Source organism: Neobacillus sp. Fa239 (assembly GCF_055395235.1).
The window spans coordinates 4338749-4352104 of sequence record NZ_AP041611.1; the positions used below are offsets into that span (position 1 = coordinate 4338749).

The 13356-nt window shown below is 38.6% G+C and carries 9 protein-coding genes; 1 reads left to right on the top strand and 8 read right to left on the bottom strand.

The features are described 5' to 3' along the window. Positions 1–13: 13 nt before the first annotated feature. From polA to citZ, 7 genes are all read right to left on the bottom strand, one after another. Positions 14–2653 (bottom strand): DNA polymerase I, encoded by a 2640-nt coding sequence (polA, locus tag ACZ5XR_RS21495; RefSeq protein ID WP_464498510.1) that lies wholly within the window; start codon positions 2651–2653, stop codon positions 14–16. A gap of 25 nt (positions 2654–2678) precedes the next feature. Further along, positions 2679–4049 (bottom strand): two-component system histidine kinase PnpS, encoded by a 1371-nt coding sequence (pnpS, locus tag ACZ5XR_RS21500; protein ID WP_464502398.1) that lies wholly within the window; start codon positions 4047–4049, stop codon positions 2679–2681. A 47-nt stretch (positions 4050–4096) separates the two neighbouring features. Then, positions 4097–4810: a response regulator transcription factor gene (locus ACZ5XR_RS21505; RefSeq protein ID WP_464498511.1), complete on the bottom strand. Its 714-nt coding sequence runs from the start codon at positions 4808–4810 to the stop codon at positions 4097–4099. 138 nt (positions 4811–4948) lie between these two features. Further along, positions 4949–5425 carry a MaoC/PaaZ C-terminal domain-containing protein gene (locus ACZ5XR_RS21510; RefSeq protein ID WP_464498512.1) on the bottom strand — a complete coding sequence of 159 codons (477 nt, stop codon included), beginning with the start codon at positions 5423–5425 and terminating at the stop codon, positions 4949–4951. A 262-nt stretch (positions 5426–5687) separates the two neighbouring features. Beyond that, on the bottom strand, positions 5688–6626 hold the full coding sequence (gene mdh, locus ACZ5XR_RS21515; RefSeq protein WP_464498513.1) for a malate dehydrogenase: 939 nt from the start codon (positions 6624–6626) through the stop codon (positions 5688–5690). A 48-nt stretch (positions 6627–6674) separates the two neighbouring features. After that, on the bottom strand, positions 6675–7943 hold the full coding sequence (gene icd, locus ACZ5XR_RS21520) for an NADP-dependent isocitrate dehydrogenase (RefSeq protein WP_464498514.1): 1269 nt from the start codon (positions 7941–7943) through the stop codon (positions 6675–6677). 115 nt (positions 7944–8058) lie between these two features. Continuing rightward, on the bottom strand, positions 8059–9177 hold the full coding sequence (gene citZ, locus ACZ5XR_RS21525) for a citrate synthase (protein WP_464498515.1): 1119 nt from the start codon (positions 9175–9177) through the stop codon (positions 8059–8061). Between the two features lie 549 nt (positions 9178–9726). Here citZ and ytvI point away from each other — a divergent pair. After that, on the top strand, positions 9727–10842 hold the full coding sequence (gene ytvI, locus ACZ5XR_RS21530) for a sporulation integral membrane protein YtvI (protein WP_464498516.1): 1116 nt from the start codon (positions 9727–9729) through the stop codon (positions 10840–10842). 748 nt (positions 10843–11590) lie between these two features. Here ytvI and pyk read toward each other — a convergent pair. Continuing rightward, a complete protein-coding gene (pyk, locus tag ACZ5XR_RS21535; protein ID WP_464498517.1) occupies positions 11591–13354 on the bottom strand; it encodes a pyruvate kinase in 1764 nt (587 codons plus the stop codon). Positions 13355–13356: the final 2 nt, after the last annotated feature.

Here is a 13356-nt window from a genome sequence, read left to right on the forward strand (position 1 = left end):
GATGTACCCCCCTTTATTTAGCGTCAAACCAGGTTGGACCGTAGGCGTAGTCTACTTTTAAAGGCACCTTTAATTCGAGAGCATTTTCCATTACTAACGGGACCAAAACTTTAAGAATTTCGATTTCCTCTTCTGGTGCCTCAAAGATCAATTCATCATGGACCTGAAGCAGCAATCGAGTTTGTAATCCCTTTTCTTTTAATGCATCAGCCATATCAATCATGGCCTTTTTAATGATATCTGCTGCACTGCCCTGGATTGGAGTGTTCATGGCAGTTCTTTCCGCAAAGCTCCTTAGATTGAAATTTCGGCTCGTAATTTCAGGGATATACCTTCTTCGCTGCATTAAAGTGGTCACATAGCCTTTTTGTTTTGCCGAGTGAATGATTGAGTCCATATATTCTTTTACACCTGGATAGCTGTTCAAGTAACGTTCGATAAAATGCGCAGCTTCTTTACGGCTAATTCCCAAGCTTTGTGATAGTCCATAATCACTGATTCCATATACGATTCCAAAATTAACAGCCTTTGCATGGCGCCTCATATTGGAGGTAACTTCATCAGCACTTACATGAAATACCTCCATTGCGGTTTTCGTATGTATATCCATGTCCGCTTGAAAGGCTTCGATCAGCTTTTCATCCCCGGCAATATCTGCAAGGACACGGAGTTCAATTTGCGAATAATCAGCCGCAAATATCACCCAATTCTTTTCTGATGGAACAAAGGCACGCCGCAGTTTCCTGCCTTCCTCAAGACGAATCGGGATATTTTGCAGATTGGGATCAATCGAACTTAATCTGCCGGTCGCCGTTAAGGTTTGTTGAAACCTTGTATGGACTTTTTTGGTTATCGGATGAATAACCTTCAGCAAGCCTTCAATATAGGTCGACTGCAGCTTTCCCAATTGCCGATAGAGGAGAATATGTTCAATGATTTCATGATCTGAAGCTAATTTTTCCAAAACATCCGCAGATGTTGAATAGCCTGTTTTTGTTTTCTTAAAGGAAGGTAGATTCAGTTTTTCAAATAAAATTACACCTAATTGTTTTGGAGAATTGATATTAAACTTTTCTCCAGCCAGTTCATGGATCTTTTTCTCAATTTCAATCAGCCTTTCGTTTAACTCCTGACCCATCGAATGCAATTGTTCACTGTTAACCATAATCCCACAAGACTCCATATCAGCTAAAATAAGCGATAAGGGCATTTCAAGCTCGGTAAACAATTCAAATTGTTCGTTTTCCATTAGATCGTTTTCAAGCTTCTCTTTTAACTCGGACATTGCCAAACATTTGCGAACGAGATTTTTGGCAAGTTCACTTTGTTCAGGGACCTTCCGTTTTGCTCCTCTTCCATAAAAAGACTCATCTGATTGAATATTAAAAACTTGATATCTTTTGGCAATTGAAGCAATATCCACAATATTTTCAGTGGGATTAATGATATAAGATGCAATTAATGTATCAAAGTCAACTCCTTTAAGGTGAATCCCAAATCTTCTCAAGGAAACTTCTGACCGCTTGGCATCATAAACAATTTTCTTCTTTCCTTCGTCTTCCGCCCATTTTTTAAATTCCTCTGATTGTAAAGCCATTTCTGTAGGCAAAAAGAAGCTTCCTTTATCATTAACGACGGAAAAGCCAATGATATCGGCATAATGATAATTATCGTCCAAAATTTCAACATAAAAATAATTTTGATCAGCAAATAAATCCGCAGTGATTTCATGCGGAATATTCCACTCAACCTCTTCCAGTTCAAGGTTTTCCGTCACTGCTGTGTCTTCTCCAAGCTTATCAAGTAAGGAGAGGAAACCCAATTCCTTATAAAAAGCAACTAATTTTTCTCTTGAAAAACCTTCAAATGAGATATTATCTAACTGAATCTCAACCGGTGCTTTTCTTTCGATCGTAGCCAATTCCTTACTCATTAACGCTTGATCTTTAAATTCTTCAAGCTTTTCTTGAAGTTTTTTCCCGCTTACCTGTTCAATCGACCCAAGCAGATTTTCAAGTGTTGAAAATTCTTTTAAAAGCTTTATAGCTGTTTTTTCCCCCACTCCTGGGACCCCTGGGATATTATCTGATGTGTCCCCCATTAACCCCTTCATGTCGATTATTTGAAACGGTGTTAGTCCATACTTTTCCTGAACATGCTCTGGTGTATATTCTTCGATATCAGTAATTCCTTTTCGGGTAATTCCAACAGTCGTTTTTTCAGATGCCAACTGCGTTAAATCCTTATCCCCTGAAATGACTTTGACTTGATATCCGTCTTCTTCTGCAGCTTTTGAAAGAGTTCCGATAATATCGTCAGCTTCATAATTTTCAAGCTCATAACGAGATATTCCGTATGCGTCAAGAAGCTCCCGGATAAACGGGAATTGCTCCGATAATTCAGGTGGTGTTTTTTGTCTCCCACCCTTATAGTCACCAAAAGTTTTATGGCGGAAGGTTGTTTTTCCGGCATCAAATGCTACAAGCATATGGGAGGGATTTTCGTCTTCTATTATTTTCATTAACATCATGGTGAAGCCGTACACCGCGTTTGTATGAATCCCTTTCTCATTATTAAGCAAGGGCAATGCAAAAAACGCACGATATGCAATACTGTTTCCATCAATTAAAACTAACTTCTTTTTTTCCATCAAATTTCTCCTTCCAGGATTTCTTCCATTATCGAGGGAGCTCGATGATGAATTCACTGCCGACACCGACTTCACTGCGGACGCTAACCATTCCTTTATGAGCTTCGATTAAATGTTTGACGATTGCTAAACCAAGGCCAGTCCCACCGGAGTTACGGCTCCTGGCACGGTCAACACGGTAAAAACGTTCAAAAATACGTGGTATTTCTCCACTTTCGATCCCCACACCGGTATCCTTTACATGGATTCTAACCTGATCGGCTTGTTCGAGCAGAATCACCCTAACATCACCTTCCATCGGGGTGTAGGTTATGGCATTTACAATTAAATTAATAAACACTTGTTTTAAGCGATTTAAATCACCATCGATGAAAACATGTTCCTTTTTACAATAAAATGTAATTTGAATTTTTTTTGCTTCTGCCTTCGAGGTCAGCATGGTTATTACTTCTTCAAGTACTTCTTTCAAGTCAAGCTTATGTATATTTAATTGGAAACCTTGTTGTTCTATTTTTGAGAGATCAAGCAAATCCTGTATCAGGGTTTGCAGGCGGTCGCTTTCTTTTAAAATAATCGAAAGGAATGCTTCCAGTGTTTCTTGATTATTCATGGCGCCATCTAATAATGTTTCCGTAAATCCCTTAATTGAAGTAATTGGGGTCTTTAATTCATGTGAAACATTAGCAACAAAGTCTTTCCTCATTTGTTCAAGTTTTTTCAATTCAGTAATATCATGAAAAACCAGCAAAACACCTTTCCAAACATTGTTTGTCCCAATAATGGGAACACCATACACAACAAAATACTTCCTTTCAATTAATACCGGAAGCAGCATCTGTTTACTAACTTTTTGTTCTGTTCGAAATACCTCAGCAATGAGGTTGCAAATATCTTCGTATTTAATGACTTCATAATAAAGCTTTGACAGATATTGCGCAGAATCTACATGGAATATATCCACATAGCCTTTATTAATCAAATTAATATAACCTCTGCTATCAATTAAAATTAATCCGGCCCCCATGTTTTCAATCAATGCTTCTAAGCGGTCCTGCTGCATTTCTTGAGCTTTAACCATTTCTTGCAGATTTTGTGCCAATAAATTGATTGAAGTGCTTAGCACCCTTGTTGAATCGCTCCGTTCTAGCGATGAACGGGCACGATAATTCCCCTTCGCCAGTTCAATGGCCACACTTGCTGTATCTTCTATCAGTTTTGTATATTTGGATGCTATCCTCATCCCAAAACATAAAATCAAAATGAAGGTAATTCCCAGGCTGATTGATAAAATCCACCATATTTCTCCATAGGCATTGGATAACAAACTTGTTTTTGTGCTTGGAACATAATAGCGTTTAAATAAATTTCCTATCAATACCCCTAATTCCACCAACACCATTATAAATATGGTGATGAGGGCGATTAGCCATCTTGTTCGGAATTTTTTCATTCACCTTTTGGCTCCTCTAATTTATATCCAAGACCACGGATTGTTTTGATATAGATTGGCTTTTTGGTATCCACTTCAACTTTTTCCCTTAAATGGGAAATATGAACATCAACGATTCGAGTATCTCCAGCAAAGTCATAATTCCAAACTGCACTTAATAACTGATCTCTTGTTAGGACACGGCTTTTGTTTTGTGCCAAGTAAAGCAGCAATTCAAATTCCTTTAAAGTTAATTCCAAAAGTTCTTCCTTAAAATAGGCTTCATGTCTTTCTGGGTAAATTCTGATAGCACCAATATCAATTTGGTTTGCATCATTATTAGGATCATTATTATCCGTTTGAATCTGGATTCTTCTAAGGATTGCCTTTACTCTCGCTATTACTTCACGCGGGCTAAATGGTTTAATCATATAATCATCTGCACCAAGTTCAAGACCCAATATTTTATCAAATTCATCGTCTTTCGCGGTTAACATTAGAATTGGGGTCATAATCTTTTTTTGACGGAGCTGTTTACAAACCTCTATACCGTCTAATTTTGGAAGCATAAGATCTAACACAATAATATCCGGCGCTTCTAATTCCGCTAAATTTCGACCCTCTTCACCGTCCATTGCTGTAATGACTTCAAATCCTGCTTGTTCCAAATTATATTTCAGCAAAGTCACAATCGATTGTTCATCGTCTACAACAAGCACTTTGTTTTTCATATATTCCTCCGTCTAATCCCTTTTTTATATCTTTCCATCCCCATTATAAACTAAACGGTTAGAAAATACTTTCAATCCAACTTTTCACAAAATCCAAAAAAAAAAGGAATGTAACCACATCCCTAACGTTTTTTCATATTAAAAATTTTCTAGTGCATGTCCGTTAAATTCTTCTAAACGATAAGGCGGACACACTTTTATTTTTCCGGTAATCACGGTTTCATTTTTCTCATTGCTGCCATCTATTTTGATGACAACAAAATGTTGGTCATGATTTACTTCAATGACCTCAAATAAAAATTGAACAGTGCCATAATGGAAAACCGGTTTCGGAAATTCGATTTCCTGGCTTATAACATGACTGCCTGGACCTGGAAGATATTTCGAAATGGCTGATGTAATGGTTCCAGTCAGCATAATACTTGGGACAATAGGTTTTTTAAATGGCGTTTGGGATGCATAGTCATGCTGTATATAAAGTGGGTTCGCATCATCAGTTAATCCTAAATAAAGAAGCAGGTCCTTATCTTCAATTTTTTCTGTTAAAGATAATTTTTCTCCTACGGTCATTTCTTCAATTTTTCTGCCTAGCTTTCGTTTTTTTCCTAAAAGCATAAGGTGCACCCCCGATGTAAACGATTTCAGAGTTCATTTGAAAAAAATTCGGGGTCAGAACCCCGAATTTTCTATAGTAATAAGAAAGTAGTACCGCACTTTGAACCTGGATTACTGTCTAGCTCCAGCTCCCAGCGACTAGTGTACTTCGCTATCCGCCCTACGATAAGTCAACATCGAATCGCTAACGCTCTTCGTGTTTCCTTTATCTCAGTTGGAGAGGCTCCAGTCCATACGTCGCTAAACGGTCGCTTCCGCATTTCTATGCTAATACCTGCATTACATTGCGTACAGATTCAACAGATTTGTCTAATGCTGCTTTTTCATCAGCCGTCAAATCAAGTTCAATTATTTTTTCAATCCCATTTGCACCAAGGATTGTTGGAACGCCAAGGTAAATACCTTCATAACCAAATTCACCTTCAAGGTAGGCAATGGAAGGAAGAACACGTCGTTGATCTTTAAGAATCGCTTCACACATTTCCACTAAGGAAGCCGCCGGTGCGTAGTATGCGCTGCCGTTTCCAAGCAGGTTAACGATTTCCCCGCCGCCTTTTCTTGTACGTTCCACAATCGCTTCCAAGCGATCTTTAGGAATTAATGTTTCAAGAGGAATTCCGCCGGCATAAGAATAACGCACAAGTGGTACCATGTCGTCACCATGTCCACCTAGAACAAAGCCTGTAATATCTTTAACAGAAAGGTTTAATTCTTGAGCAACAAATGTACGGAAACGAGCTGTATCAAGAACTCCTGATTGACCAATTACGCGGTTTTTAGGAAAACCTGATTCTTTGAAAACCGTGTAAGTCATTGCATCAACCGGGTTTGTTAACACAACGATCGTACAATTTGGTGAAAACTTAACAATTTCTTGAGTCACACTTTTCATGACTTTTTGATTTGTTTGCACTAAATCATCACGGCTCATGCCAGGTTTACGGGCAATACCAGCAGTGATAACAACGATATCCGAATCGCGAGTATCTTCATAGTTTGCCGTACCGGTAATATTCGCATCAAATCCCTGAACAGGGCTTGCTTCTAACATATCCAAGGCTTTCCCTTTTGTAGGGTTTTCTGCCTGTGGGATGTCAACTAAAACTACATCACCGAGTTCTTTTTGAGCTAGTAAAAATGCTGTTGTAGCCCCAGTAAATCCACCGCCGATTACAGAAATCTTTTTACGTTTTAATGACATTCTTGCTCTCCCCTTTGTTAGAAAATATTTTCTTAATAACAGCTTTGCTTACTCCATATTCTTAATTAATTCATCACCGAATTCAGAAGTTTTAACTTCTGTTGCTCCGTCCATTAAGCGGGCGAAGTCATATGTGACAACTTTAGATGCAATCGATTTTTCCATAGATTTCACAATCATCTTCGCAGCTTCATTCCAGCCAAGATGCTCTAACATTAGAACGCCTGAAAGAATAACGGAAGATGGATTTACTTTATCAAGACCTGCATATTTAGGTGCTGTACCGTGTGTGGCTTCAAAAATGGCATGTCCTGTTTCATAGTTGATGTTGGCTCCTGGTGCAATACCAATCCCGCCAACTTGTGCTGCAAGCGCGTCAGAGATGTAATCTCCGTTTAAGTTCATTGTTGCAACAACATCAAATTCTTTAGGACGAGTTAAAATTTGCTGTAAGAAAATATCGGCAATGGCATCTTTTACGATGATTTTGCCAGCAGCTTCTGCATCAGCCTGTGCCTTATTCGCTGCATCAGCGCCTTGTTCTGCTTTAATACGGTCGTACTGAGCCCATGTAAAGACTTTATCGCCGAATTCTTTTTCCGCAAGCTCGTAGCCCCAGTTTTTGAATGCACCTTCGGTAAACTTCATAATGTTTCCTTTATGCACCAATGTAAGAGATTTACGGCCTTCTTTAATAGCATAATTAAGGGCAGCGCGGACTAAGCGTGTTGTTCCTTCTTCAGAAACAGGTTTAATACCGATTCCTGAAGTTTCTGGGAATCTAATTTTCTTAACACCCATTTCATTTTGTAAGAAGTCAATGACCTTTTTAACACCTTCAGAACCTTTTTCATACTCGATTCCAGCATAAATATCTTCCGTATTTTCACGGAAAATCACCATATCTGTATCTTGTGGACGCTTAACTGGTGATGGAACCCCTTCAAACCATCTAACAGGACGTAAGCAAACAAATAAGTCTAATTCTTGGCGAAGTGCCACGTTCAATGAACGAATTCCGCCGCCTACAGGAGTGGTAAGTGGTCCTTTGATGGCAATTAGATATTCGTTAATCAAATCAAGTGTTTCAGATGGGAGCCATTCACCTGTTTGGTTGAAAGCTTTTTCACCTGCTAATACTTCTTTCCAAACTATTTTACGTTCACCTTTATAGGCTTTTTCGACCGCAGCATCTAATACGCGGTAGGAAGCTGCCCAAATATCTGGACCTGTTCCGTCTCCTTCGATAAATGGGATAATTGGATTGTTTGGTACATTTAATACTCCATTTTTAACCGTGATTTTTTCGCCTTGCATAGTTGTTCTCCCTCCTAATATGTAAAAAGCGCAGACTGAATCAAAGGCTAGAGTATTACCTCTAACCTTTCATACCATCTTATTACATCAATTTTTGACGTAAAAGTAAAATATATTAACCCCTTTGTTCGATTGGAACATATTTTTGCATTCCAGGACCGGTATATTCGGCACGTGGACGGATTAATCGGTTGTTTTCATACTGTTCAAGAATATGTGCCAGCCAGCCTGAAACACGGCTGACAGCGAAGATTGGTGTAAATAAATCATGATCAATGCCTAAGCTGTGATAAACAGAGGCTGAATAGAAATCAACGTTTGGAGGTAATTTCTTTTCACCCGTCACAATGCTCTCAATTTTAAGAGACATATCATACCATTGTGGTTCTCCTGTTAATTCGGTCAGCTTCTTTGACATTTCTCTTAGGTGCTTTGCACGTGGATCGCCTTGACGGTATACGCGGTGGCCAAAGCCCATGATTTTTTCTTTCTTTTCAAGCTTGCCTCGAATATAAGGCTCAACATTCTCAGGTGTACCAATGTCAGTAAGCATCTTCATAACTGCTTCATTCGCACCGCCGTGAAGTGGACCTTTAAGTGCTCCAATTGCCGCCGTAACACCAGAATAAATATCTGACAATGTAGCCACACAAACGCGCGCAGTAAAGGTAGACGCATTCAATTCATGGTCCGCATGCAGGACTAGCGCTTTATCAATCGCTTCAACTGCAATCGGTTGCGGGTCTTTCCCTGATAACATATAAAGGAAATTGGCTGCAAAGCTTAAATCCTGTCTTGGAGCGACTGGTTCTAACCCTTTCCTTACACGGGCAAAAGTTGCAACAATGGTTGGCATTTTTGCTTGGAGGCGGATGGCTTTGCGATAATTTGCTTCCTCGTTCATTGTATCTGCTTCAGTATCGTATAAACCTAATAATGATACTGCTGAACGAAGCGCTGCCATCGGATGTACTTTTTGGATTGGATACATTTTAAAATGCTCGATTACTTCCTGTGGAAGAGCCGCATTTTCCGAAAGTTCCTTCTTTAACTCCTCCAGCTGTTTTGCTGTTGGCAATGCACGATGCCATAACAAGTAAATAACTTCCTCAAAGCTTGCATTTTTCGCCAAATCATCAATGTCATAGCCCACGTAAGTCAGAGTATCATCAATGATGGAGCTGATGGATGAAGTTGTTGCTACAATCCCTTCTAATCCACGTGTAACTGTCATAAGTAAATCTCTCCTTTGCTTTCTAAGATTCCCCATTACCCATTTGTTTATAAAATACGAAAACTGAAATACCCATATTATTTCAGTCGTCTGGAAGAATTACCAATAATCATTAGGATTTCTTATCTTTAGTTCGCGTATAAAACAAAAAATAGAATGAGCGCTTGCTCGAAATATAAGCAATATAGCGCCGTTTGCCTTCTTCCACGTGTTTATAAAGAATGTAAATAAAATATGTAATCAAGGATGCGCTTACAAGAACATTATAAACAATTATCAGATTTTTGTGAATGAAAAGGCATTGAAAATACAAAAAAATATTATTTTACAAAATATCTTATGAAAAATTTTTTTGAATTTAATAATAGTATAAGCATACCATGTACTAAAAAATGCACAAAATTATACACACTTTATCGAAAAAGTTATAGCACAATAGCATATTTTTTGAGTAATTAAAAAACACATCTGGAAAAATATGCAGATTTACTCACAAAATGTTAAAATAAAACTATTCACTTTACCATGTGTAAAAAAGGAGGTCATGATTTGAACCAAAAATATTTATACCGAACATTCAGGTTCTTTTTGGTTATTGGAATCGTGGTGCTTGGTATTATTGCTCTTTATTATTTATCGAGGGTCACATATCCATTTTTAATTGCCATTGTTATTGCATTTATGATAAATCCACTCGTCGATTTATTTGAAAAGAAAGCGAGAATGCCCCGTGTGCTTTCTGTTTTATTGGCAATGATTATAATTATCGCTTTATTTGCAGGAATAATCACACTTTTAGTTGCAGAAATTGTCTCTGGAGCCGCTTATTTAGCTACTGTGGTGCCAGAGAATTTAGATACAATTATTAATTATGTGGAGAAGATTTTCACGGATCAAATGATTCCATTCTACAATCATTTAACAAGCGTATTTAATAAGCTTGATGAAGGGCAGCGTAATACGATTATCGCCAATGTCCAAAATGTTGGCAAGAAAATCGGCACAACGGTTGGTTCATTTATTCAAAATCTTTTTGGCAATATCCCCAATATATTATCATGGTTTCCAAATGCTGCAACCGTCTTAATATTCTCTTTTTTGGCTACCTTTTTCATTAGTAAGGATTGGGATAAATTTTCCGCCTTCGGTGGAAAGATCCTGCCAGAAAAAGCAAAATCAAGCGGAAGAACGGTATTCTTGGATTTAAAACGAGCATTATTCGGGTTTTTAAAAGCCCAATTGACTCTCATTTCGATTACTGCTGTGATTATTCTGATCGGATTGCTCATTTTGCGTGTGGATTATGCGATTACAATCGCTCTTATAACCGGAATTGTTGAGCTAGTTCCTTATGTTGGAACTGGAATCGTCTTTGTCCCGTGGATCATTTATGAAGTGATAAGCGGTGATACAGGGCTTGCGATTGGCTTAGGAGTTGTTTATATTATCGTCATCGTCCAGAGACAAATTGTGGAGCCAAAAATTCTTTCTTCAAGCATTGGGCTGGACCCTTTAGCAACCCTCGTTGCTTTGTTTATCGGTTTTAAATTGTTTGGATTTCTAGGGTTAATTGTAGGTCCTGTTTCCCTTGTAATTTTTAATACTTTAAATCGGGCCAATGTTTTTCATGACCTTTGGTCTTATATAAAAGGAAAAGAAGTATAGATAAGAGAAGGGGAGAGCCCCTTAACAGATTCCGTTTCCTATCACTAACATTAAAAATGTAAGTTAAAATGAGTGCCAATTTGCTTTTGCAATTGACACTCATTTTTTATTGATGTAAAGCCATTTTGGGTGGAAATTACATAAAAATTCGAATAGGGAAATACACCCAAATTGTAGGGGTACAATGGCTGTTGTACCCCTACAATTTTACCCTCAATTTGATAGACAGTTCTTACAAAAAAACGCATGAAAACATAAGTAATCTTATCCTTAATTGAGTAACCAGTGATATGTAAATTAAGCGGAGCTTTTTCAGTTAAATTCAGAATGGTGCTCTTTTCGGGGGGAATAAGGGGAGGATTTCCGGCTATGCAAAGAAAAATCCCTCATTTTCATGTTTTTCGAGTCAGTAGGCGGAATCTCTCCGTCTATTTAAGCTATTTTCAGTGCATTTTACTAATTAAGGGGAATTTCTCCGTCTATTTATAAGATCGGCTGCTTACCCTGCCCCCCAACAGATAAGAGTGGACCCTCACGGACCCAGATGAAGGAATCAACATCTTTTTATCGGGTAGCATTCAGGCGGCCAAAAATGGATATTAAAAATGGCTCAGTATGAACTGAGCCATTTTATTATTTAATAGCAAAAACAGATACAAAAGGCAGTGCAAATGGGTCTAGATTTTCAATTGCATTTTCGGGTTTTGCGACATGAATCGGAACCTGTTAGAGCTCCCCGTCTTTTTTCTTATAGTACACTTGCATGGCCGTTATAAATGACTCCGCGCGCTGCGTCAACTGTTATTTCTTGACCATCTTTAAAAATGTTCATTGCATTTTCTGTTCCTACAATAACCGGTATGCCCAAGTTTAATCCTACTACGGCACCGTGGCTGGTTAAACCGCCTTCTTCTGTTATCAGTGCTGCACATTTTTCGATAGCTGGTACCATATCACGGTCAGTACCAATCGTTACTAAGATTGAGCCGTTTTTTACTTTTTCCAAAGCTTCATGCGCATCGTGTGCAATGACAACTTTACCAAATGCCGATTTTCGGCCAATCCCTTGTGCCTTTGCCAAGATACCTCCTACGACATGAATCTTCATTAAATTGGTCGTACCTGCTTCTCCAACTGGAACTCCTGCAGTAATAACCACTAAATCACCATGTTTTACAATCCCGCTATTTAAGCTTTCTTCGACAGCAACATCAAGCATTTCATCAGTCGTAGTAGCAATTCTGCCAAGCTGCGGGTAAACTCCCCACGCAAGGGCTAACCGGCGGCAAACTGTTTCATTTGCAGTAACAGCAATAATTGGTGCTTCAGGCCGATATTTCGAGATCATTCTGGCAGTATGACCGCTCTCGGTTGGTGTGATAATCGAATTTACTTCCAGGTTCAATGCGGTATGGGCAACTGATTGACCAATAGCATCCGTAATATTGTGTTCAGTATCCTTGCTTCTGGCTGATAAGATTTCTTTATGATCCAGCGCTTCCTCTGCTCTTGAAGCAATATTATGCATGGTTTGAACGGCTTCCACAGGATATAATCCTGCTGCGGTTTCCCCAGATAGCATAATAGCGTCCGTACCATCGAAAATCGCATTCGCAACATCACTTGCTTCGGCACGAGTCGGTCTTGGATTACGCTGCATAGAATCCAGCATTTGTGTAGCGGTAATAACTGGTTTGCCAAAAAAATTACACTTTTTGATCAGCATTTTTTGAACAAGCGGTACCTCTTCAGCGGGAATTTCTACTCCAAGGTCTCCGCGCGCTACCATGAGGCCATCCGAAATTTCCAGGATTTCATCAATATTGTCGACGCCCTCCTGGTTTTCAATTTTAGGGATAATATGGATATATGTTGCGCTATTTTCCTCTAAAAGCTGACGAATTTCCAAGACATCCTTTGCACGGCGCACAAAAGATGCGGCAATGAAATCAATACCCTGACTGATTCCAAATAGAATATCTTGTCTGTCTTTTTCGGTAATTCCCGGTAAATTTACAGAAACGCCAGGTACATTTACACCTTTTTTATTTTTCAATGTTCCGCTATTTAATATTTTCGTTTGAATTTCATTTTTTTCCTTGTCAACATTGATAACTTCAAGTCCGATTAGACCGTCATCCAATAGTATTTTTGAACCTGTATGAACATCTTCAATTAAACCTGGATATGTAACAGAGAATTTTTCTGCCGTTCCTTCTACCTCGGTCATCGATACAAGTATTTCCCCGCCGGCCTTTAGTTCGATCGCCCCGTTTTCCATATTATGCGTACGAATTTCAGGTCCCTTTGTATCAAGTAAAATGGCAACGGTTTTTCCAGTTATTTTTGCCGCTTCACGAATATTTTTAATTCGATCTCCGTGTTCATCAAAATTACCATGAGAAAAATTTAATCGGGCCACATTCATCCCTGACTCGATTAATTGAGTTAATTTTTCAACGCTTTCGCTGGCAGGACCAATTGTACAGACGATTTTTGTTTTACGTAACATTC